General features: G+C 65.7%; 20 protein-coding genes. 12 read left to right on the forward strand and 8 right to left on the reverse strand.

The window, feature by feature from the left end:
* Positions 1–13: 13 nt before the first annotated feature.
* From ACODSM_RS12455 to ACODSM_RS12480, 6 genes are all read right to left on the reverse strand, one after another.
* Positions 14–1,237 carry a M48 family metallopeptidase gene (locus tag ACODSM_RS12455; RefSeq protein ID WP_488805466.1) on the reverse strand — a complete coding sequence of 408 codons (1,224 nt, stop codon included), beginning with the start codon at positions 1,235–1,237 and terminating at the stop codon, positions 14–16.
* A 2-nt stretch (positions 1,238–1,239) separates the two neighbouring features.
* The gene (locus tag ACODSM_RS12460; RefSeq protein ID WP_060984208.1) at positions 1,240–2,505 is read right to left on the reverse strand and encodes a YjgN family protein; all 1,266 of its coding nucleotides are present in this window, start codon (positions 2,503–2,505) and stop codon (positions 1,240–1,242) included.
* A 191-nt stretch (positions 2,506–2,696) separates the two neighbouring features.
* The gene (locus ACODSM_RS12465; RefSeq protein WP_488805467.1) at positions 2,697–3,491 is read right to left on the reverse strand and encodes an rRNA pseudouridine synthase; all 795 of its coding nucleotides are present in this window, start codon (positions 3,489–3,491) and stop codon (positions 2,697–2,699) included.
* Between the two features lie 34 nt (positions 3,492–3,525).
* The gene (locus ACODSM_RS12470; protein ID WP_488805468.1) at positions 3,526–5,223 is read right to left on the reverse strand and encodes an MBL fold metallo-hydrolase; all 1,698 of its coding nucleotides are present in this window, start codon (positions 5,221–5,223) and stop codon (positions 3,526–3,528) included.
* 73 nt (positions 5,224–5,296) lie between these two features.
* Positions 5,297–5,494, reverse strand: coding sequence for a hypothetical protein (locus ACODSM_RS12475; protein WP_291437212.1), 198 nt, complete (start codon positions 5,492–5,494; stop codon positions 5,297–5,299).
* Positions 5,495–5,614: 120 nt separating this feature from the next.
* Positions 5,615–6,319, reverse strand: a complete 705-nt coding sequence (locus ACODSM_RS12480; protein ID WP_488805469.1) for a glutathione S-transferase N-terminal domain-containing protein — start codon at positions 6,317–6,319, stop codon at positions 5,615–5,617.
* 94 nt (positions 6,320–6,413) lie between these two features.
* Here ACODSM_RS12480 and dapF point away from each other — a divergent pair, with 94 nt between their 5' ends.
* The 4 genes from dapF to lepB all read left to right on the forward strand — a co-directional run bounded on the left by dapF (position 6,414) and on the right by lepB (position 9,810).
* Positions 6,414–7,295, forward strand: coding sequence for a diaminopimelate epimerase (gene dapF / locus ACODSM_RS12485; protein ID WP_488805470.1), 882 nt, complete (start codon positions 6,414–6,416; stop codon positions 7,293–7,295).
* Positions 7,292–7,981, forward strand: coding sequence for a DUF484 family protein (locus ACODSM_RS12490; RefSeq protein ID WP_015012535.1), 690 nt, complete (start codon positions 7,292–7,294; stop codon positions 7,979–7,981). The genes dapF and ACODSM_RS12490 overlap by 4 nt, the downstream gene beginning before the upstream one ends.
* Positions 7,982–8,032: 51 nt before the next feature.
* Positions 8,033–9,010 (forward strand): tyrosine recombinase XerC, encoded by a 978-nt coding sequence (locus ACODSM_RS12495; RefSeq protein WP_488805471.1) that lies wholly within the window; start codon positions 8,033–8,035, stop codon positions 9,008–9,010.
* A gap of 119 nt (positions 9,011–9,129) precedes the next feature.
* Positions 9,130–9,810 (forward strand): signal peptidase I, encoded by a 681-nt coding sequence (gene lepB / locus ACODSM_RS12500; protein WP_488805472.1) that lies wholly within the window; start codon positions 9,130–9,132, stop codon positions 9,808–9,810.
* A 39-nt stretch (positions 9,811–9,849) separates the two neighbouring features.
* Here the strand turns inward: lepB and ACODSM_RS12505 are convergent, their stop codons facing one another.
* Both ACODSM_RS12505 and ACODSM_RS12510 read right to left on the reverse strand, forming a co-directional pair.
* The gene (locus ACODSM_RS12505) at positions 9,850–11,505 is read right to left on the reverse strand and encodes a methyl-accepting chemotaxis protein (RefSeq protein ID WP_488805473.1); all 1,656 of its coding nucleotides are present in this window, start codon (positions 11,503–11,505) and stop codon (positions 9,850–9,852) included.
* 34 nt (positions 11,506–11,539) lie between these two features.
* Complete coding sequence (locus ACODSM_RS12510) at positions 11,540–12,067, reverse strand: chemotaxis protein CheW (RefSeq protein ID WP_488805474.1); 528 nt, start codon at positions 12,065–12,067, stop codon at positions 11,540–11,542.
* Between the two features lie 227 nt (positions 12,068–12,294).
* Here ACODSM_RS12510 and ACODSM_RS12515 point away from each other — a divergent pair, with 227 nt between their 5' ends.
* The 8 genes from ACODSM_RS12515 (at position 12,295) to rsmH (ending at position 21,274) form a co-directional block, all read left to right on the forward strand.
* On the forward strand, positions 12,295–13,530 hold the full coding sequence (locus tag ACODSM_RS12515; RefSeq protein WP_488805475.1) for a class I SAM-dependent rRNA methyltransferase: 1,236 nt from the start codon (positions 12,295–12,297) through the stop codon (positions 13,528–13,530).
* 113 nt (positions 13,531–13,643) lie between these two features.
* A complete protein-coding gene (locus tag ACODSM_RS12520) occupies positions 13,644–14,705 on the forward strand; it encodes a CobW family GTP-binding protein (protein ID WP_060985569.1) in 1,062 nt (353 codons plus the stop codon).
* A 178-nt stretch (positions 14,706–14,883) separates the two neighbouring features.
* The gene (gene dksA, locus ACODSM_RS12525; protein ID WP_015012542.1) at positions 14,884–15,681 is read left to right on the forward strand and encodes an RNA polymerase-binding protein DksA; all 798 of its coding nucleotides are present in this window, start codon (positions 14,884–14,886) and stop codon (positions 15,679–15,681) included.
* A 47-nt stretch (positions 15,682–15,728) separates the two neighbouring features.
* The gene (locus ACODSM_RS12530) at positions 15,729–17,468 is read left to right on the forward strand and encodes an STAS domain-containing protein (RefSeq protein ID WP_110961392.1); all 1,740 of its coding nucleotides are present in this window, start codon (positions 15,729–15,731) and stop codon (positions 17,466–17,468) included.
* A 165-nt stretch (positions 17,469–17,633) separates the two neighbouring features.
* Positions 17,634–18,200 (forward strand): ATP-dependent protease subunit HslV, encoded by a 567-nt coding sequence (hslV, locus tag ACODSM_RS12535; protein ID WP_056646768.1) that lies wholly within the window; start codon positions 17,634–17,636, stop codon positions 18,198–18,200.
* 132 nt (positions 18,201–18,332) lie between these two features.
* Entirely contained in the window at positions 18,333–19,658 is a 1,326-nt protein-coding gene (gene hslU / locus ACODSM_RS12540; protein ID WP_488805476.1) for an ATP-dependent protease ATPase subunit HslU, read from the forward strand.
* A 252-nt stretch (positions 19,659–19,910) separates the two neighbouring features.
* Positions 19,911–20,339 carry a division/cell wall cluster transcriptional repressor MraZ gene (gene mraZ, locus ACODSM_RS12545; RefSeq protein ID WP_015012546.1) on the forward strand — a complete coding sequence of 143 codons (429 nt, stop codon included), beginning with the start codon at positions 19,911–19,913 and terminating at the stop codon, positions 20,337–20,339.
* An 8-nt stretch (positions 20,340–20,347) separates the two neighbouring features.
* Positions 20,348–21,274 carry a 16S rRNA (cytosine(1402)-N(4))-methyltransferase RsmH gene (gene rsmH, locus ACODSM_RS12550; protein ID WP_488805477.1) on the forward strand — a complete coding sequence of 309 codons (927 nt, stop codon included), beginning with the start codon at positions 20,348–20,350 and terminating at the stop codon, positions 21,272–21,274.
* The last annotated feature ends 1 nt before the right edge of the window (position 21,275 follow it).

Here is a 21,275-nt window from a genome sequence, read left to right on the forward strand (position 1 = left end):
GGCGCAGGCGGGTTCAGCCTTTCGCGCAATGGGGCGCGTGCCCCCGCTCCAGCTCTGTCGCCCGCTCCACCGTGTCGGGATGGCTGCTCAGAAGCGACCAGACAGGGTGCGATCCGATCTCCTGCGCCGTCTTGCGTTGGCGTGCTGCATCGGGTGTGCTGGCACCAGACGCGGGCACCGAAGCCGCGGCGGCCTGGCCCTTGCCTGGGTCTTTTTTCTGGGCGTCTTCGTTGTCCTCGTCACGCGCAATCGCCAGCAGCAGCTGGCCCATGGGCGCGGTGGGCAGTGCAGCGTGGCGCATCACGGCGATGGCGTAGCAGTCGGCCTCGCGCTCATGGCTGCGGCTGTAGGCCAGGCCGGTGAGCAAGGATGCGCCAGTAGAGACGATGCCGGACACATCACCCAGCGCCAGCCCCAGGCCCATGTTCAGCACCCCCTGCTGCACCACCATGCGCGTGGTGTGGCGTTGCACCACATGGCCCACCTCGTGGGCCAACACGCCCACCAGGGCGTTGTCGTCCAGGCCCTTGTCGGCAGCTGCCTTCACGATACCGTCGGTCATCACGATCTTGCCGCCGGGCAGCGCAAACGCATTGGCGCCCATGCCGGATCGGAACTCCAGGGACAAAGGCGGCCGATAGCCGGCGTAACGCTGCAGGCCGGGGGGCGTTTGTTCCACCAGGGCGTCAAAGCGGGCCTTGAGCTGGTCTTGCCGCTCCTTGGGGAGCTTGCTGGGCTTGAGCGTGCCTTCATCCATCTGTTGGAGCACGTTCTCAGCCACACTGGTTTCCCAGCCCAGGGGCACAAACCGCGTGAGTTGCGTGGCGGCCCAGGGCGTGCCGTAGCGGTAAAACAGCGTGAGTCCGATGACGGCGACGGCCGTCACGCCCAGCAGCACGGGCCAGCGGGTCTGCATGCGTTGTGCGATGCCGGGGCGCTCGCCCACAGCGGCCAGGGCCGCACGCCACTCGGTCACGGCGTCGATCTCCACGCTGCCATGGTCGCGCAGATCAATGACCACACGGGGCTGCGGCTTGCGTTCGTTCCAGGCCTCCGGCCAGCCCACCTGCTTCCAGGCAAAGACCACCGGTTCAGTACCCGGCTGCGAGAGCGGATGCAGTACCAGCGATGGGCCTTGCGGTGTGGACCGCAGGCTCACCACCACCGGACGGGCCTTGCTGCTCTGGCCGTCAAACCAGCGCCCGGGGACCAGGGCAGGGTGCTCGGGCGCCGACATGATCAACCGATGAGGTCGAGGCCAGCGGCATCCGCCAGCGCATCGCCCAGGCCACCCTGCTGCTGGCGCACCATGGCGCCGGTCACCTGCTCCACGCCACCCTTGACGTGCAGGGTGACGGACTCGCACTTCATGCGGTATTCACTCACCCGCGCAAACGGGCGGTACAGCCCCAGCGTCAGCAGGGTGAGCAGCATGTTCTTGATGCGCAGCCACACGTATTGGCCGCTTTTCAGGTGGCACTTGAAGCGCGCCACATGGCTCACGCCGATGTTGTTCCACATCAGCTGGAACATGCGCGCCTCGCGGTACGCGCGGGCGGGGGCCGACGCCAGGATCAGCATGAAGATGCCGGCGATGATGGACACGATGATCACCACAAACATCCACAGGCCCAGCCGGTTGCTCTGGCTGGCCACCAGGGCGATGGAGCTGCCTGCCAGGATGCCGATCAGGGCCGAGAAACCCACCACGCACAGAATGAAAACGGCCACGGTGGCCATCCACACCTTGACGAAGTCCATGTACACGGGCTTCCAGCGGCCTTTTTCGGCGCCGACCTGGGCCTTGAGCACCAGCAGGCTCTTGAAGTTGTACTCCATGCGGATCACACACAGCACCGACAGCACCAGGCCCAGCAGCACCAGACCGCCCATGGCGGGGGTGAACGAGGGCATGGGTTGCTTCTTGCCTTCTTCCTCGATGGTCTCCAGCGCCTGGGCCAGGTCGGGCGACAGCAGCTGCAGGCCATAGAACACGCCAAACCACACCAGCGCCAGTGCAAACACGGGCCAGCTGGCGAGGTAGACTTCTTTCCAGCTCGCGGTGAACTGCAGTCGCAGCCCGCGCCAGCGTGTGGCCCCCAGGCGAAAGCGCATGGCGCTGGCCCAGATGAAGGGCGCCAGCGCCGCGCCCGCCAGCAGGAACAGGCCCACGGCCGTGTCCTGGCCGGTGTTGGCGGCCAGGTTATAGGCAATGGTCAGCAGCATCAGCAGCACAAAGCCCATCACCATCTTGCGCTGCTGCGCGGTGAATTCGAGGGGGCTGCCGGCCACCAGCGTGTGGCTGTAGAAATACTGGGCGGTGCGGCGGCGCGCCCAGGGGGTGTAGATGCCCAGCGTGACGATGGACAGCAGCACGTTGACGATCCAGACCCGGAAATACTCGCCCCCGCTGCCCGTGAACTCGAGCGGGTGGGCATCGATGTTCATCGGCATGAAGGTGGACATCGGCCCCGCAGCGCCGCCAGACGATTGGTTTGTGTTCATGAACTCCCTCCAGAGTGCTGCGCAGTGTAGCAGCGGCGTGGATCGAAGGAGTTCAAATGGAAAAGGCCTGAAGCGCTTGTTGTAAAAGCGCTGATAGCTATGTTTTCAGGAGCATATGTGTGTCGCCTGTCGCCTGTCGCCTGTCGCCTGTCGCTTGCGCATCGGCAGTGCGCCGCTGTGCCGGTAAGCCCTTAGAACTTCTCCCACGGCTGCAGGTAGCGCCACTGCCCCTCGGGCACCTTGGCCAGCGGCACGCGGCCGATGCGGATGCGCTTGATACCCACCACCGTCAGGCCCACTACTTCGCACATGGCCGGGATCTGGCCCGGCCGGATGCCCTTGAGTGCAAAGCGCAGCTTGGTTTCGTTCTGCCAGCTCACCTTGATGGGGGGCAGGGGGCGGCCGTTGAACGTGAGTCCGTGGCACAGGCGCTGCAGGCCATTGGGCGCGATGTCGCCCTTGACCTCGACGATGCATTCCTGCTCCAGCGACTCGATGTCTTCGGCCAGCTTGCGCGCAATGCGTTTGTCTTGCGTGTACACCACCAAGCCGCTGGCCTCGGTGGGCAGGGGGGTGAAGCATTCGAGCTGCTTGAAGTGGCGCTGCAGCACGCGGATGCCCGACGCGTCTTCTGGCAGATGCGACGCGGCATTGAGCAGCGTGAGCGCCTGTGGCGCCCCCTGGCTGCGGCTGGCGTGGGCCGCTTGCCCTGTGGCTGCGCCCGGCAGGCCCAGGCCGGCTTCAAACCCTGCTGGCTTGTGCAGCAGCAAGGTCACCGGCGTCAGCGCCAGCAGACTGGCATCGGGTGCGACCGTCACGGCCTGATCGGGGCGCACACGCGCGCCGGGGGCTTCCTCGATCTGGCCGTCCACGCTCACAAAGCCGCCCTCGATGAATTGCTCGGCCGTGCTGCGCGAGCAGTTCAGTTGTTCGGCCACGCGTTTGGCCAGGCGGATGTGGGTAGGGTCGGGGTGCTTGTCGGTCATTGAATATTGAAGGCGGTCTTGGTGTTCTTGGTGCTCAGTTGTTGCCGGGCTGCAGCGAGCGGATGCGCTCCACATGCGCCAGCAGCGAGCGCTGGGCCACGGGCCACATGCGCGGCGGCACATCGTCGTAGGCGTGGCGCACCCAGTCGTCCATGCTGCCTTGCGGCAGCGCCTGCATGGCGGCCAGCACCTTGGCCTCACGTGCCAGGCGGTGGGCCTTGAGCTTGGCGATGGCATGGCGGGCCCCCAGGACCGGGCCCCCCAGCACGTAGCCATGCGCGGGAAGGATGAACTCCACGCCGTGCGCGGCGCAGACCGCATCCAGCCGGTCTAGCGAATCCAGGTAGTCGGCCATATTGCCGTCGGGCGGGTCGATCACGGTGGTGCTGCCGTTCAGGATGTGGTCGCCGCTGAACAGCAGCGCGTCCTCCACCAGCAGCAGGCACAGGTGGTTGGCCGCATGGCCCGGGGTGTGGATCACCTGCAAGGTGTGGGTGATTTTGCCCTCAGGCGCTAGTCCTTCAAGCACGAGCAGCTCATTATTTTGTAGCGCCCGGTCGGGGGTGAACTGGCTGGCCGCGCGGGCCGTGGGGGCAGACGGCAGGCCCAGAACGGGCGGGCGCGCCTTGCCGGCCTGCACACACATCGCCTGCAGCGGCGCGGCGCCGGGTGAATGGTCGGCGTGCGAGTGGGTGCACACAATCATGCGGATGTCGCCCCCCGCTGCACGCCAGAGCTTGTCCAGGTGCTCGGCGTCGGCCGGGCCGGGGTCGATGGCGATGAAGCCCGTGGCCGGGTCGCCCACCAGGTAGCTGTTGGTGCCGGGGCCGGTCATCACGCCGGGGTTGGGCGCGGTCAGGCGCATCACGTTGCGCAGCAGCGGCACGGGGCGCTCGGTCTGCCAGTCCAGCGGGTGCACGATCTGCCCGTCGGGGCACACCAGCGCCAGCTCGCCAAACGGCATGTCGTCTTCCATGTAGCGCGCTTCCTTGCCCGCCAGCAGGCCTGCGCGTGGGCAGCTCACCCACAGGGGCTGCTCGTGCGCCACGGCGTCCAGCACCGCCTGGGTGCTGGCAAATTGGGCCAGGCGCTGCAGCGTGCGGATGGTGGGGAAGATCATGAAGAACTGCCCCGCCTCGTGCCGCGCCAGCGCGTCGGCCGGGCGCACCCACACGGGCTCGAACTGCTCGGCCTCGTCGGCCACGGGCTCCTGGCCCTCGGGCATGCGGGCCACCAGAAAAGGCACTTCAAAGCGGCGGGCCAGGTCCCGGTCGGCCGTCCAATGGGCCAGCAGGTACACCCCATCGGCCGCCAGGCGCAGTCCGCGTGCGGTGCACTGCGCAGCAAAGGGCTGGTGGCGGTCGATGGCGGCAATGTCCTGCGCATCGGCCATCTGCCCTTGGCGGGGGCCTTCTGCATGGCGCGCCAGCAATACGCCCAGCTCTTCAAAACTCTCGCGGATGGCGGCAATCGCCTGGGTGAGGTGCTGGTCGCTCTGGGTAGGGCGGCGGTCCGCAGCGGCGTGCGTGGCGGGTGCTGCGTCCAGCGCATCAATGCCCCCGCCGGGGAACACATACGCGCCAGGCGCAAAACTGGCCGTGGCCGAGCGCCGGGTCATGAGGACTTCGAGCCCGCCGCCGCCAGGCACATCGCGCAGCAGCAGCACGGTGGCGGCGGGGCGGGTGGCGACGGGTTCGCGGTGGGGGTGGAGTTGTTGGCTGGAGCGGGGCATCAAGCCATTATCGAGGCCCTGTGCGTGCACTGCCTACTCGCCAGTCACATCAGGCTTTGCGTGGCCCGATAGCTCAGCGCAACGCGCGCAGTTGCTGCAGGCGCTGCAGCACGGCGTCGATGACGGCGTTGGCGCCCTCCACATCGCAGCTCCACAGCATTTCCAGCAATTCGATCAGCGCGATGGCGTTGGTTTCCTGCAGCGCTGCGCGGGCGGCAGCCTGCAGGTCGTGCAGGTCCAGATCCTGAAGAACATCAACGGTCAATCCCATGGGGTGCTCCCTGTTTTTTTTGAGGAGGCCCATGGTAGGTGCGTGGCGCCCGGGTGCCGGGCTGCGCGGCATGATCAAGATCAAGGGCGGATGAGAAACCCGGCGCCCTAGCGCCAACCGTCAGCCGCGTGCCGGAATCGCCAGCCCTTGGGCCACGGCCGGACGCGCCACGAAGGCGGCGAGCACGCGCTGCACCTCCTTGAACTGGTCAAACTCCACCAGGTCGCCCGCGCCGTAAAAGCCCACCAGGTTGCGCACCCAAGGCAGGATGGCGATGTCGGCGATGGTGTACTGGTCGCCCATCACCCATTGGCGGCCCGCCAGGCGCTCGTCCAGCACCTTGAGCAGGCGCTTCGATTCAGCGACGTACCGGTCGCGCGGGCGTTTGTCTTCGTAGTCCTTGCCCGCAAATTTGTGGAAAAACCCGAGCTGGCCAAACATGGGGCCCACACCGCCCATCTGCCACATCACCCACTGCAGGGCTTCGTAGCGCCCGGCGGTGTCCTGTGGCATCAATTGGCCGGTCTTGCTGGCCAGGTACACCAGGATGGCACCGGACTCGAACAGCGCCAACGGCTGGCCGTCCGGGCCGTTCGGGTCCAGGATGGCCGGGATCTTGTTGTTGGGGTTGAGCGAGAGGAATTCGGGCGTGGTCTGGTCGTTGGTTTCAAAGCTCACCAGGTGGGGCTCGTAGGGCAGGCCCAGTTCTTCCAACGCTATTGACACCTTCACGCCGTTGGGCGTGGGCAGGGAATACAGCTGGATACGGTCCGGGTGTCGGGCGGGCCACTTGCGGGTGATGGCAAAAGCGGAAAGATCGGTCATGCGAGGTTCCTGAAAAGCCGGTGGAATCGAGAGAAGCTGCCAAGCGTAAGCCCGTGCGCGGTTTGGCGCAGGGGCGGGGCCATAATCCCGTCCCATGAAGATTCGCTTCACCAAAATGCAGGGCGCGGGCAACGATTTTGTGGTGCTCGACGAAACCCAGGGTCGCCTGGAGCTCAGTGCCGCCCAATACCGCTTCCTGGCCGACCGCCATTTCGGCGTCGGCGCCGACCAGATCCTCACCGTGCGGCCCTCGCCGGGGGAGGGCATCGACTTTGAATACGTGATCCACAACGCCGACGGCGGCGAGGTGGAGCAGTGCGGCAACGGTGCGCGCTGTTTTGCACGCTTTGTGCACGACCGGGGGCTGTCGGGCAAGGACACCATCCGCGTACAGACCAAAAGCGGCGTGATTGCCCCCCGCCTCACGGGTGACGGCCGCGTCACGGTGGACATGGGCCGGCCCGAGTTCGACCCCGCCAAGGTGCCGTTCGACACCACCGGTCTTACGCCCGTGCAGCAGGGGTCGGGGCAAAAATGGCCGGTAGCGCTAGAGGAATTTGCCTCGGGTGCTTCTGTTTTGGTAGCGGTGGCCTCCATGGGCAACCCGCATGCGGTGCAACTGGTGGACAACGTGGACACGGCTCCCGTTGCGCAGACCGGACCGCTGATCGAGCGCCACGCGCGCTTCCCCCAGCGGGTGAACGCGGGCTACCTGCAGATCGTGGACCGCTCCCATGTGCGCCTGCGGGTGTTCGAGCGCGGCGCGGGCGAGACGCTGGCCTGCGGCACGGGCGCCTGCGCGGCCGTGGCCAGCGGCATCCGGCTGGGGCTGCTCGACCCCGAGGTGCAGGTGGACACGCGCGGCGGCCGCCTCACCGTCGCCTGGAGCGGCCAGGAGGCTGATTCCGTTTTCATGACCGGCCCGGCCACCACGGTGTTCGAAGGCCAGATCGATATTCCCGACACGCTCGTATGACTACCCACATCCCTCCGATCACCGAAGACGATATCGCCCAGTTCCTCACCAACACGCCGGGCTTCTTCGAGCGCCATGCCGAGGTGCTGGCCAGCGTGCAGATCACCAGCCCGCACGGAGCGCGCGCCGTGAGCCTGCAGGAGCGCCAGGCCGAGATGCTGCGCGAGAAGATCAAGGGCCTGGAGCATCGGATCATGGAAATGGTGCGCAACAGCACCGAAAACGCCGCCATTGCCCACAAGGTGCACCAGTGGACCGGCAGCCTGCTGCAGGTGCGCGACCCGTTCGACCTGCCCCAGGCCGTGGTCGATGGCGTGCGCACCCTGTTCGATGTGCCCCAGGCGGCCGTGCGGGTGTGGGCGGTGGCAGCGCCCTACATCGACGCCGACTTCACCCAGGGTGCGAGCGAAGACGCGCGGGCATTTGCCTCGTCGCTGACCATGCCCTTCTGCGGCCCCAACCTGGGCTTCGAGCCCGCTGGCTGGCTGGCGCAAGAGGGCGGCGAGCCCGCCCAGTCCCTGGCCCTGCTGCCGCTGCGCGCGGGCGCCATCGACAGCGCCACGCCAGCGTTTGGCCTGCTGGTGCTGGGCTCGCACGATCCGCAGCGGTTTGATGCCACGATGGGCACCGACTTTTTGTCGCGCATGGCAGAGCTGGCCAGCGCAGCACTGTTGCGGCTGCAGTAACCCGCCTTCTGGCAGCCCGTGCCAACCTAGCGGCGTCTCGGCGACGGCTCCATGTCTGAAGCGCCCGCAGCACCCACCACGCTCGACCCTCAGGTCGTGCGCTATTTGGAGCATGTGCGCGTTGAAAAGCGGCTGGCTGCACGCACACTCACGCTCTACACCCTGGACCTCGAAAAGCTGGCGCAGTTTGCGGCTGGCGTGAACGTGCCGCTGCTGCAGTTGCAGACCGCTCACATTCGCCGCTTTGTGGCGCAGATGCACAGCGGCGGGCGCAGCGGGCGGGGCATTGCGCTCATCCTCTCGGGCTGGCGCGGCTTCTTTATCTGGGCCGGGCGGCAGGGGCTGATTCCGCACAACCCGGTGCAGGACGTGCGCGCGCCCAAGGCGCCCAAGCCCTTGCCCAAGGCGCTGGGCGTGGACGACGCCGTGCGGCTGGCCGAATTCGACAACACCGGCGCCGACCCCTGGCTGGAGGCGCGCGATGCGGCGATGGTGGAGCTGCTGTACGGCTGCGGCCTGCGCGTGGGCGAACTGGCGGGGCTCGATGCCATCCCCAACGCCGACACCCAGCGCCAGGGCCGCGGCTGGGTGGACCTCCAAGCGGGCGAGGCCCACGTGTTCGGCAAGGGCAGCAAGCGCCGCAGCGTGCCGGTGGGTGCGGCCGCCACGGCCGCGCTGCAGGCCTGGTTGCAGCTGCGGGCCACGCCGTTTGGTGGCGAGGGCTCTGCACGGCTCGACACCGCCCTGTTCGTGGGCCAGCGCGGCAAGCGTCTTACCGCCCAGTCCATCTGGCTGCGCCTGCGCCAGCGGAGCCAACTGGCAGGGCTGACCACGCCGGTGCACCCGCACATGCTGCGCCACTCGTTTGCCAGCCACCTGCTGCAAAGCAGTGGCGACCTGCGCGCGGTGCAGGAGCTGCTGGGCCACGCCAACATCACGACCACGCAGGTCTACACGCGGCTCGACTTTCAGCACCTGGCCAAGGTCTATGACGCCGCCCACCCGCGTGCGCGGAAGAAGTCCCCCTGAGCCGCCGCGCGGGCCTCCGCGAAAGCGAAGCAACCGCCCGCCCGCCGCGCGGAACCAAGTGGCCGTCCGGCGCCTCCGATCCATCTGCCGCCCGCCGTGGGTGCCCTGGAGTTGTCGTGATGCTGCTGAACTGGATCCAATCGAACCTCAAATCGAACCGGTGGTTCATCGTGCTGCTGTTGTGCTTTGGCGTCTTTCGCACTGCCGTGGCCGACTGGAATCCCATCCCTTCGGGCTCGATGCGGCCCACGCTGCTGGAGGGGGACGTGGTGCTGGTCAACCGCCTGGCCTACGACCTCAAGCTACCGCTCACGGACATGATCCTGGCGCACATTGATGATCCGCAGCGCGGCGATGTGGTCACCTTCTCGTCCCCGCTGGATGGCACCCGCCTGATCAAGCGCATTGCGGCCTTGCCCGGAGACACGGTGGAGATGCGCAACGAGGTGCTCTACATCAACGGCCAAGCCGCCGAATACGAGATGCCCGATTCTGTGCAGGAGCCGGTGCTGCCAGGTCACACGCTCACGGCCACGCGTTGGACAGAGCGCCTGCTGGGGCATGAGCGCCGTGTGCAGTGGCTGCAGGGCGTGACTGCGCGCAGCAGCTTCGATCCGGTGCAGGTGCCCGAGGGCGAATATCTGGTGCTGGGTGACAACCGGGACAACAGTGCCGACTCGCGCTACATCGGCCTGGTGCCACGCCATCTGCTCATCGGGCAGGCGCACCGCGTGCTGCTGTCGGCCGATGTGCTGGGCCACTGGGCGCCGCGCCTGGAGCGTTTTGGCAAGGCGCTGTAGCCAGGTTCATCTAGGGCGCAGCCTGCCAGGTCACGCCGCTCAGGCGGCCGCCATCGGCAGATGGGCGTGACCCAGCAGGGGGCGGCGTACCGGCCGGTGTTGCACGACAGCGCGTGGCTCTTGCACGGGGACCTGGGCTTGGTCCTGGCCATCAGGCAGCTTGAAGGTGGCGACCGTCTGGACCAGTTCGCCCGCCTGCTGGTTCAGGCTGGCAGCGGCTGCGGCCATTTCTTCCACCAGGGCGGCGTTTTGTTGGGTGGCGTGGTCCATCTGCGTTACCGCTTCGTTGATCTGATCCACTCTTTGGCTTTGTTCGGTGCTGGCGGCACTGATCTCGCCCATGATGTCGGTGACACGGCGGATGGAGGCAACGACCTCACTCATGGTTTGACCGGCGCGGTCCACCAGGGCCGACCCGGCTTCCACGCGCTCCACACTGGTCCCGATCAGGCCCTTGATCTCGCGGGAGGCCTCGGCCGAGCGGCTCGCCAGCACGCGCACCTCGGTGGCCACCACGGCAAAGCCCCGGCCCTGGTCGCCGGCGCGTGCGGCCTCCACCGCCGCGTTCAGCGCCAGGATATTGGTCTGGAATGCGATGGAGTCGATGACGCCAATGATCTCGGAGATCTTGTTGCTGCTGTCGTTGATGTCCCTCATGGTGCGCACCACGTCAGCCACCACCTCGCCACCCTGCACTGCGATCGAGGTGGCGGTCTGGGCCAGCTGGTTGGCCTGGCGGGAGTTCTCGGCGTTCTGGCGCACAGTGGCGTTGAGCTGCTCCATGGAGGCTGCGGTTTCCTGCAGTGCGCTGGCCTGCTGCTCTGTCCGGGCCGAGAGATCGTTGTTGCCCTGAGCGATTTCGGCCGATGCGTAGGAGACGCTGTCACTGTTGGTCCGCACCTGGCCGACCAGATGCACCAGTGACTGCTGCATCTCCTGCAGCGCCTGCAGCAGTTGTGCGGTTTCGTTGGTGCCACGGTAGGTGATGGGCAGGCTCAGGTCCCCGGCCGCCACGGCGCGGGCGGCATCCACTGCGCGGCGCAGGGGAGCCGTGGTGGAGCGCACGATGCCAAAACCAATCGCCGCACCGGCCACCAGGGCCAGCGCTGTGAGCGCCAGCACCGACACGTTCAGCGTGGACACCGCCGCCACGGCATCGGCTTGAGCCGTCTTCGCCAGCGACTCCTGGAATTCGATCAGGCCGTCGAGAGCATCAAAGTACGCCTTGCGCGGCGCCGCCATGGACCCTGTCAGCACGGCCCGTGCATCGTCCATGCGCCCGGCGGTCAGCAGTTCAGAGTAGCGTGACAACTGCGCCGCGTACTCACCGCGTGCGCGCAGGGTTTCGGCCAGTGCGGCTTTGCCTTGGGGCGTGGTGATCTGCTGTGCGAGGGTCTCGAACAGCTGCGTGATCTGTTGGCGTTTGGCGTTGATGGTGGCCTGGTGCCGTTGTACGTTTTCGGGGCTGGTATCCAGCAGCATCTGCGTGAGGGCCAGTTCGACCCCCGTCACGTCTTCCTTGGCCACATGCAGGTGCAGCACCTTGGGGAAGCGGTCATCGATGATGGAGTGGAACGCTTTGTCAGCGCGGCTTGCCAGCACCACCGACATCGTGCCCATGAGGCCGATGAGCAGCGCCATCAAGCCAAAGCCCAGCGTGAGCCGGGTCGAAATCTTCAGGTCATTGAATTTCATGGTGTGTCCAGTTCTTGGGGGAGGGGGTGGCCGTTTAGTGGGTGGCGGCAAGGGCTTCGCCCGCCACAGGCCGGGCAAGGAATTTCTCGATGTCGAGCAGGATCAGCATGCGCGGGCCCACCGAGCCGATGGCCAGAAGGTGTTCGGGCTTGACGTTGCCGCGCAGGGCGGGCACTGGGCGCAACTGTTCGCGCTGCAGCGTGAGCACGTCGGACACGCCGTCCACCACCACGCCCACCGTGCGCTGGCCGATGTGCAGCACGATCACCACCTTCAGGTGGTCGTACTGCACGGCGGTCTGTCCCAGCTTCAGGCGCAGGTCGATGATGGGCACGATCACGCCGCGCAGGTTCATCACGCCCAGCAATTCGCCCGTGGCGTTGGCAATGGTGGTGGGCTTCTCGTACGTCCGGATCTCCTGCACGCGCAGGATGTCCACCCCGTATTCCTCGTTGCCGATCTTGAAGGCCAGAAATTCGCGCAGGTCGGTCATCACGGCCTGGGCCGTGCCGGGCGCTGAGGCGAGGCGGGTGGTGCTGGGGCGTGTGGCGGAGGTGGTCATCGGAGTGCTTTGATAAAAATGATAATTTATGCAATTCTATCGATTGAAAATCACATTTGTCAAATATGCGGTTTCAAGAGAGCGACTCGTCCGGGTGTCTGCCTGGCGAAGAGGGGCGGACGGCGCGTGTCTGACCAAGGCGTGATCAGGCGCGGTGATGGCTTCTGCGCGCGTTTTTCCGTCGGCGGGGCACTCTCCCGTGCCCGCCAGCCCGCACAATCCGGGGCATGAAAACCCTTCGACTCCGCGCAGGCAAAGAGCGCTCGCTGCTGCGCCGCCATCCCTGGATCTTTGAATCGGCCATCGCCAAGGGCGGCGGCGACAGCGGCGAGACCGTGCGCGTCGAGTCGCACGAAGGCCAGTTCCTCGCCTGGGCGGCCTACAGCCCCAGCTCGCGCATCCGCGCGCGGGTGTGGAGCTTTGACGAGGCGCAGCGCATTGATGCTCCATTTTTTATAGCTGCTTGCGCACGTTCCATCATCGCCAGAGCCCGTTTTGATGTGCAAAGCGATGGCGTGCGCCTGGTGCACGGCGAGTCCGACGGTCTGCCGGGGCTCATCGTGGACCGCTATGGCGATACCCTGGTGGCGCAGTTCACCAGCGCAGGCACTGAGCGCTGGAAGGGCGTGATTGCCGATGCGCTGCTGCGCGAGACGGGGCTCACCAAGCTGTACGAGCGCTCGGACGCCAGCGTGCGTTCGCTGGAAGGTCTGGAGCCCGCCACCGGCTGGCTGCGCGGCGGGCCGACGGGCGCTGCGGGCGATGGCGAGGGGCCGCCGCTCGAACTGACGATCCGCGAGCACCAGTGGCGCCTGACCCTCAACATCGCCGAGGGCCACAAGACGGGCTTTTATCTGGACCAGCGCGACGGCCGCAAGCGGTTTGCTGACTACACCCAGCGCCTGGGCTTCAAGCATGTGCTCAACTGCTTTTGCTACACCGGCGGCTTCAGTGTGGCGGCGCTGGCGGGCATGCGTGCTGCGGGCAATGTGGCCGACGGGCACGTGACCTCCATCGATTCCTCCGGCCCGGCCCTGGAGCGCGCCCGCGCCCACGTGGCGCTCAATGGGTTCGATCCGAACCGCGCCACCTTCCTCGATGCCGACGTGAACGCCTCGCTGCGCCAGTTCCTCAAGGAAGGCCAGCGCTTCGACGCCATCATCCTGGACCCGCCGAAGTTTGCGCCCACTGCGGCGCACGCCGAGCGCGCCGCACGCGCCTACAAGGACATCAACCGGCTGGCGCTGCAGTTGCTGTCGCCGGGGGGCGTGCTGTTCACCTTCTCCTGCTCAGGCGGCATCAGCGCCGACCTGTTCCACAAGATCGTGGCCTCGGCCGGCGCGGATGCGGGTGTGGACGGCTTCATCCTGGAGCGCCTGGGTGGGGCGCCCGACCACCCGATGACGCTGGAGTTTCCGGAGGGCGAGTACCTCAAGGGGCTGGTCGTCATGCGCAAGGGGTGAGCTTTCCGGCGCCAGCAGGGGCTTGACAGCCTCGGTACACTGAAAAAGATGCCCCTGGGTGGGGCACTGCTGCCGCGCAGCGCGAGTATTTGATTCCCTTGAAAGACAGATTTATGGCACTGATCCCCGTCACCATCCTCACCGGCTTCCTGGGCTCGGGCAAAACGACGTTGCTCAAGCGCCTCTTGAGCGAAGCCCATGGCCAGAAGATCGCCGTGATCGAGAACGAGTTCGGCGAAGAAAACATCGACAACGACATCCTGGTGACCGAGTCCAAGGAGCAGATCGTGCAGATGAGCAATGGCTGCATCTGCTGCACCATCCGCGAAGACCTGCGCGAGACCCTGCAACTGCTGGCCGCCAAGAAGCGCAAGAACCTGCTCGACTTTGACCGCATCGTGATCGAGACCACCGGCGTGGCCGACCCGGGCCCCGTGGCGCAGACCTTCTTCATGGACGAAGAGATCGCCGAGACTTACCTCATCGACTCGATCATCACCCTTGTGGATGCGAAGCATGCGCCGCAGCAGCTCAACGACCGCCAGGAAGCGCGCCGCCAGGTGGGGTTTGCCGACCAGATCTTCCTGTCCAAGACCGACCTGGTCAGCGCCGAGGAAACCGATGCGCTGATCCACCGCCTCAAGCACATGAACCCGCGCGCGCCCATCAAGGCCGTGCATTTTGGCGAGGTGCCGCTCAAGGAGGTGCTGGACCTGCGCGGCTTCAACCTCAATGCCAAGCTGGACATCGACCCGGACTTCCTCAAGGAAGAGGAGCACGGCCATGACCACCACGATCACGACCATGAGCATGGCGAGCACTGCAACCACCCGTCGCACCAGCATGGCCACGAGCACGGGCACCACCATCACCATGACGATGACGTGAAGAGTTTTGTGTACCGCTCGGACCGCCCGTTCGATCCGGCCAAGCTCGAAGACTTCCTCGGCGCCATCGTCAACATTTACGGCCCGCGCATGCTGCGCTACAAAGGGGTGCTGAATATGAAAGGCACGGAGCGCAAGGTGATTTTCCAAGGCGTGCACCAGCTCATGGGCAGCGACCTGGGCCCCCAGTGGGCCGAGGGCGAGCCGCGCACCAGCAAGATGGTTTTCATTGGCATTGACCTGCCCAAGGACATCTTCTTGCAGGGGCTGGAGCAAAGCCTGGTCTGACCTGCGCACGGGGTTTGAGGGGGCGATGGCGCCCGATTTGTGTTGTATCCGCAACGTTTCCGTTTGCGTCAGCCCAGGTCGATACAATCGCGCCCCGGTAAAACCACCCAAGGCTTGCCACCAGTCCCGGGCCGTGAGAGCGGCCAAGGGCCCGCCCGTACTGCGAGGAGACCAGGAAGTGAAAGCCGACACCAGCAAATCCAAGGGGGCCACCAAGGCAACCCCTGCCGCGGCGAAAAGCGCCGCCGCCCCAGCAGCACCCAAGGTGGCTGCGAAGGCCGCTGCCAAGGCTGCTGCGGCACCCAAGGTGGCCGCGCCCCCCGCCGTGGCGGCACCCGCTGCGGCGCCTGCGCTGCAGGCGGGCTCGCAGGTACCCGTGCGCACAACCCGGCCTTCTTCCCGATTGGCCCAATTGACCGTACCATCCATGGCACAGACGGTGGCCTCAACGGCCGCCAAAGCCAGTTATCAACACACCATGCCCACGACCGCGCAAGCGCAGCCTACTTTCACGGCTGCCAAAAAAGACCCCAAGCTGGCGAACAACTGGAAGACCAAGTCCGTCGCCGAGCTGACCGACGCTGAAGTCATGGCCATGCCCGACAGCGAGTACATGAACGAGAAACAGATGGCGTTCTTCCGCCTCAAGCTCGTTCAGCTCAAGCAGGACATCCACAACAGCGCCGGCGAAACCACCGAGCACCTGCGTGAAGACACCGTGGTGGTGCCCGACCCGGCCGACCGCGCCACCATCGAAGAAGAGCACGCACTGGAACTGCGCACCCGCGACCGCGAGCGCAAGCTGCTCAAGAAGATCGAGCAATCCATCGCCCGCATTGATGCCGGTGACTACGGCTACTGCGACGAAACCGGTGAACCCATCGGCGTGGGCCGCCTGATCGCTCGCCCCACTGCCACGCTGTCGCTCGAAGCGCAGCAACGCCGCGAACTCAAGCAGAAGATGTTTGGGGATTGAGCAGGCAGCGGCCTGTCAATCAACGCGCGCACTCTGCACCCTGAGCCATGAGCAAGGAAGAATCCACCCCCGGCGGCCTGCTATCGAAGGTGGTGCGGTTCGTGAAGAATCCGACCGTCAACTGGACGGAGCTCGATTCCCTTCAGGACGACCGGGAGAGCCAGTACAGCAAGCAGATGCTCAAGGAGATGATCGAGCGCAAGCGCCGCAACGACTTTGTGCGGCGCCGCGAGTTCGATCAGCTGCGCAAGCTGCGCCAGCGCGAGGTCTTGCACGGCCAGCGGGTCGAAGACGCCGCAGGGCGGCCCTCGTTCTTCCAAAGCAGCATGGCATCGCCTGACGAGCGGGCCGTCACGCTCAAGAAGATCGACGAGATCGAAGCGCAGATGTCCCAGCAGTGGTGGAAGAGCAAGCAGGGCGCCGACGCCCCCACCCAGCCTGGGGTGATGCCGGACTCCAGCACGGAGGCCTCTTCGGAGGAGCAGGCCCGTGCCTATGCGCCCACGGTGCCCGGAAGCCTGTCTGCCCCCTTGGACACCAAGCCTGCCGTCCAGCCCCTGTTTGCCGATGACAGCATGGCCATTGGCCGTTTTGGTGGCACGGACGCCACCATGCTGCCGGGCAGCACCCCACACGTCGAAGCATCCTTCAGCCCTGCGGCTCCCACGGCTGCGCCCGCGCCCGCATTCGAACCGGAGGAATTCGTGCACGAACCCGATCTTGAAGAAGCCGCCATCCGGTTTGCCAATGGTGACCATGCAGGGGCCGAGTCTGGTCTGCTGGAGGTGCTGGCCCAGCACCAGCAGGACGATCCAGCGCAGCAGCTGGAAATCTGGATGACGCTGTTTGACCTGTACCGGGCCACCGGGCAGCACGACCGTTTTGATACCCTGGCCATCGACTTTGCCGCGCAGTACGGCCGTTCTGCGCCGCTGTGGTTCTCCATTCCGGCGCAGCTGGGTCTGGCCGCAGAGGCCGCACCGGCTGCCGAGCCCGCCGTCGCCATGCGCCGCGATTTCAGCTGGAACGCACCACCCACCGTCGCTGTCTCTTCGGTGGCGGCCCTGCAGGCCTCCCTGGTGCGTGCCGCATCGCCCTGGACCTTGTCCTGGTCGCGCCTCACTTCCATCGACGAGGCTGCGGTGCCGCTGCTGGCCGACCAGTTCAGCCAGTGGGCTGACCGTGATGGGCAGATCGTGTTTTCGGGTGTGGAAAAGCTCCATGCCTTGCTGGATGCCAAGACCCAGTCGGGCGACCGCTCCAACAGCCCTGAGTGGTGGCGCCTGCGCATGGCCGCCATGCGCCTCATGGGCAAGCCCGACGAATTTGAACTGGTGGCCCTGGACTACTGCGTGACCTATGAGGTCTCGCCGCCGTCCTGGGTGTCGCCGCGCTGCGGATACTCGGACAACGAAGGGGTTTCGTCTGGTTCCGCCCCGCTGGCGGCGGACAGCGACTTCATGGCCTCCGACCTGGGCGAGCTGTCGGCCCCGGCCCCGCTGGATGCGGGCCCGGTGGCAGAGCTCAAGGGCCACATCGATGGCGATGCCACGCCCCTCTTGCAGCCGTTCGAGGCGCACTTCAAGCCCGGCGTGCCGCTGACCATTGCCTGCGACAAGCTGATCCGGGTGGACTTTGCGGCGGCAGGCTCCGTGCTCAACTGGGCCGCCGAGCAGCAAGGCCACGGTCATGTGATCCAGTTCCACAATCTGCAGCGGCTGGTGGCGATTTTCTTCAACGTGATCGGCATCAACGAGCACGCCTGGGTGGTGCCCCGCAAGAACTGAGGCGAGCTGGATCTGCGACGGGCAGCTCGGCGGTCCTTTCTTTTCCTTGCAGCCTCGGGTTTCGGCGGAACCGCCTTCTGCGGCGCGCGTGAGGGGGCGTTCTGCCCATCTCCCCGCTGGATAGCTGCCTTGCAAAATGGGCCTCCGCCCCCATCTGCCGCAGCTATGGACTCATCACAAGACAACCACCCGGTGTTCCACGGCACCACCATCCTCAGCGTGCGCCGCCAGACTCCTTCCGGCATCCAGGTCGCCATCGGGGGCGACGGGCAGGTCACGCTGGGCAACATCGTGGTCAAGGGCACGGCGCGCAAGGTGCGCAAGCTCTACCACGGCAAGGTGCTGGCGGGTTTCGCCGGGGCCACGGCCGATGCCTTCACGCTGTTCGAGCGGTTCGAGGCCAAGCTGGAAAAGCACCAGGGCCACCTGACGCGCGCGGCCATCGAACTCACCAAGGACTGGCGCACCGACCGCGTGCTGCGCCGCCTCGAAGCCATGCTCGCGGTGGCCGACGCCAGCGCGTCGCTCATCATCACTGGCAATGGCGACGTGCTGGAGCCCGAGCAAGGCATCGTGGCGATCGGCTCCGGGGGCGCCTATGCGCACTCGGCGGCCAAGGCGCTGCTGGTGAACACAGAGTTGTCCGCCGAAGAGATCGTGAAGAAGTCGCTCGAAATCGCGGGCGAACTCTGCATCTACACCAACATGAACCACACCATCGAGACGCTCTGAGCGTACGGCGGTAGAACCGGCCCCACGTTGGCCGCACGGTCAGCCCCTGATGGGCTGATTGCTCTGTTATTTATAGCTGCCAGCGCATGATCCACTAGCGCTACAGCCCCATTTGATACCAGGAAGACCTGTATGTCGTCCATGACCCCCCAGGAAATCGTCTCCGAGCTGGACAACCACATCGTGGGCCAGGCCAGCGCCAAGCGCGCCGTGGCCATCGCCCTACGCAACCGCTGGCGCCGCCAGCAGGTGGAAGGCAGCCTGCGCCAGGAGATCACGCCCAAAAACATCCTCATGATCGGCCCCACCGGCGTGGGCAAGACCGAGATCGCACGCCGCCTGGCCAAGCTGGCCGATGCGCCCTTCATCAAGGTCGAGGCCACCAAGTTCACCGAGGTGGGCTACGTCGGCAAAGATGTGGATTCGATCATCCGCGACCTGGCCGAGATGGCCGTCAAGCAGACGCGCGAGGCCGAGATGAAAAAGGTGCGCACCCGCGCCGAAGATGCGGCCGAGGAACGCATTCTGGACGTGCTGATCCCCCCGGCCCGCGCCGCAGCAGGCAGCGAGCCTGCCGCTGACAACACCGCCCGCCAGGTCTTTCGCAAGAAGCTGCGCGAAGGCAGTCTGGACGACAAGGAGATCGAGATCGACGTGGCCGAAGGCCGCCCCCAGCTCGAAATCATGGGCCCCCAGGGCATGGAGGAAATGACCGAGCAGCTGCGCGGCATGTTCAGCCAGCTGGGGCAGGACAAGCGCAAGACCCGCAAGCTCAAGATCGCGGAAGCCCTGAAGCTCATCACCGACGAAGAGGCGGCCAAGCTGGTCAACGAAGAGGAGATCAAGACCCGCGCCGTGCAGAACGCCGAGCAGAACGGCATCGTCTTTATCGATGAGATCGACAAGGTGGCCGCGCGCCAGGAAAGCAGTGGTGCGGACGTGTCGCGCCAGGGCGTCCAGCGCGACCTGCTGCCGCTGGTGGAGGGCACCACGGTGTCCACCAAATACGGCATGATCAAGACGGACCACATCCTGTTCATCGCGTCGGGCGCCTTCCACCTGTCCAAGCCCAGCGACCTGATTCCGGAACTGCAGGGGCGTTTCCCGATCCGGGTGGAGCTGGAGTCGCTGTTGGTCAAGGACTTCGAGGCCATCCTCACGCAGACCCATGCGTCGCTGGTCAAGCAGTACCAGGCCTTGCTGGCCACGGAAGGCGTGACGTTGGAGTTTGCCCCCGAGGGCATCACACGCCTGGCGCACATCGCCTTTGAGGTGAACGAACGCACCGAGAACATCGGTGCGCGCCGCCTTTCCACGGTGATGGAGCGCCTGCTGGACGAAGTGAGTTTTGACGCCACGCGCCTGTCCGGCCAGACCATCACCATCGACGCCGCCTACGTCGATGCGCGCCTGCAGACCCTGAGCCAGGACGAGGACCTGTCGCGCTACATCCTGTGACCACTCGGTCAAGCCTTGAGAGGTCACTTTCATAGGCCTCTCTAAGTACTTCTTTTTCAACGACTTTTGGCGTTTTGGCGGCTGAAAAAACGCATCTAAGTCGTTGATTTCATTGAAAAGTTTGTGGGACACCCCCCTTGTTCGGTGTGCTTTTCCTGCTACAGTGCAAAAAAGTGCAATTAAGTGGTGAAAAGTGCCCTCAAGGTCCCCTTCGGGACCTCCGAGGCGCAAAACCGAACTGGGAATCTGTCCGTGTTTCAAGGTGCCTCGTCGCTGAGTCTCGATGCGAAGGGTCGGCTGTCTGTGCCGACCCGGCATCGTGACGTCCTTGCGGCCACGGCATCCGGTCAGCTCACCATCACCAAGCACCCGCACGGCTGCCTCATGGTCTTTCCCCGTCCTGAATGGGAGAAGTTCCGCGAGCGCATTGCCCAGCTGCCCATGTCCGCCCAATGGTGGAAGCGCATCTTTCTGGGCAACGCCATGGACGTGGACATGGACGCCACCGGCCGTGTGCTGATCTCCCCCGAGCTGCGCGAAGCCGCCGGTATTTCCAAAGACACCATGCTGCTGGGCATGGGCAACCATTTCGAGCTCTGGGACAAGGCCACCTACGACGAGCAGGAAGCCAAGGCCATGCAGGGCGAGATGCCGGATGTCTTCAAGGACTTCTCCTTCTGAGGCGCGCTGTGACATCTCCCTTGCAACACACCACCGTCCTGCTGAATGAGGCTGTGGACTCTCTCTTGGGCGGCGCAGGCCCGGAGCCTTCCGGCACCTGGGTCGATGCGACCTTCGGGCGCGGCGGGCACTCCCGCCTCATCCTGCTCCGGCTGGGCCCCCAGGGGCGCTTGGTGGCCTTTGACAAGGACCCCGAGGCCATCGCCGAAGCAACGCGCATCACCGATGCGCGTTTTTCCATTCGGCACGAAGGTTTTCGCCATCTGGCGGACCTGCCGCCTGCCAGTGCTGCGGGTGTGCTGATGGATCTGGGTGTGAGCTCGCCCCAGATCGACAGCCCCGAGCGGGGCTTCAGTTTCCGTTTTGACGGTCCGCTGGACATGCGCATGGACACCACGCGCGGCGAAAGCGTGGCCGATTGGTTGGCCACGGCCGAAGTCGGTCAGATTGCGGAGGTGATACGTGACTACGGTGAAGAACGGTTTGCTGGCCCCATTGCAAAGGCGATTGTTGCTCGGCGCGAAGAACGGGGTCCTCTTGCAACCACCGCAGAACTGGCCGACCTCGTGGCTGGCGCGGTCAAAACCCGCGAGCCGGGCCAGAACCCTGCAACGCGCACATTTCAAGCTCTTCGGATTTTCATCAACGCCGAGCTTGAAGAGCTGCAACAGGCGCTAGAGGCCAGCCTCTCGGTGCTGCAGCCCGGCGGGCGGCTGGTGGTCATCAGCTTCCATTCGCTCGAAGATCGCATCGTCAAACAATTCATCGCGAAACACTCCAAGGAGGTCTACGACCGCCGCGCACCGTTTGCCGCGCCGCAGGCCATGAAGCTTATCGCGCTCGACCGCATCAAGCCCAGTGCGGCGGAGGTCGAGGCCAATCCCCGCTCGCGCAGCGCCATCATGCGCGTGGCCGAGCGCACGGCGGTCGCCTGAC

The organism is Acidovorax sp. FG42, from assembly GCF_057809195.1.

Bases quoted from the DNA above. Each gene is read 5' to 3' on its own strand.
- ACODSM_RS12530 (WP_110961392.1), top strand. From the start codon at position 15,729: ATGAGCAAGGAAGAATCCACCCCCGGCGGCCTGCTATCGAAGGTGGTG.
- hslU (WP_488805476.1), top strand. From the start codon at position 18,333: ATGTCGTCCATGACCCCCCAGGAAATCGTCTCCGAGCTGGACAACCAC.
- ACODSM_RS12475 (WP_291437212.1), bottom strand. From the start codon at position 5,494: ATGGGATTGACCGTTGATGTTCTTCAGGATCTGGACCTGCACGACCTG.
- ACODSM_RS12520 (WP_060985569.1), top strand. From the start codon at position 13,644: ATGGCACTGATCCCCGTCACCATCCTCACCGGCTTCCTGGGCTCGGGC.
- ACODSM_RS12505 (WP_488805473.1), bottom strand. From the start codon at position 11,505: ATGAAATTCAATGACCTGAAGATTTCGACCCGGCTCACGCTGGGCTTT.
- dapF (WP_488805470.1), top strand. From the start codon at position 6,414: ATGAAGATTCGCTTCACCAAAATGCAGGGCGCGGGCAACGATTTTGTG.
- ACODSM_RS12495 (WP_488805471.1), top strand. From the start codon at position 8,033: ATGTCTGAAGCGCCCGCAGCACCCACCACGCTCGACCCTCAGGTCGTG.
- ACODSM_RS12510 (WP_488805474.1), bottom strand. From the start codon at position 12,067: ATGACCACCTCCGCCACACGCCCCAGCACCACCCGCCTCGCCTCAGCG.
- ACODSM_RS12490 (WP_015012535.1), top strand. From the start codon at position 7,292: ATGACTACCCACATCCCTCCGATCACCGAAGACGATATCGCCCAGTTC.
- ACODSM_RS12465 (WP_488805467.1), bottom strand. From the start codon at position 3,491: ATGACCGACAAGCACCCCGACCCTACCCACATCCGCCTGGCCAAACGC.
- hslV (WP_056646768.1), top strand. From the start codon at position 17,634: ATGGACTCATCACAAGACAACCACCCGGTGTTCCACGGCACCACCATC.
- ACODSM_RS12460 (WP_060984208.1), bottom strand. From the start codon at position 2,505: ATGAACACAAACCAATCGTCTGGCGGCGCTGCGGGGCCGATGTCCACC.
- ACODSM_RS12515 (WP_488805475.1), top strand. From the start codon at position 12,295: ATGAAAACCCTTCGACTCCGCGCAGGCAAAGAGCGCTCGCTGCTGCGC.
- ACODSM_RS12480 (WP_488805469.1), bottom strand. From the start codon at position 6,319: ATGACCGATCTTTCCGCTTTTGCCATCACCCGCAAGTGGCCCGCCCGA.
- lepB (WP_488805472.1), top strand. From the start codon at position 9,130: ATGCTGCTGAACTGGATCCAATCGAACCTCAAATCGAACCGGTGGTTC.
- ACODSM_RS12455 (WP_488805466.1), bottom strand. From the start codon at position 1,237: ATGTCGGCGCCCGAGCACCCTGCCCTGGTCCCCGGGCGCTGGTTTGAC.
- ACODSM_RS12470 (WP_488805468.1), bottom strand. From the start codon at position 5,223: ATGCCCCGCTCCAGCCAACAACTCCACCCCCACCGCGAACCCGTCGCC.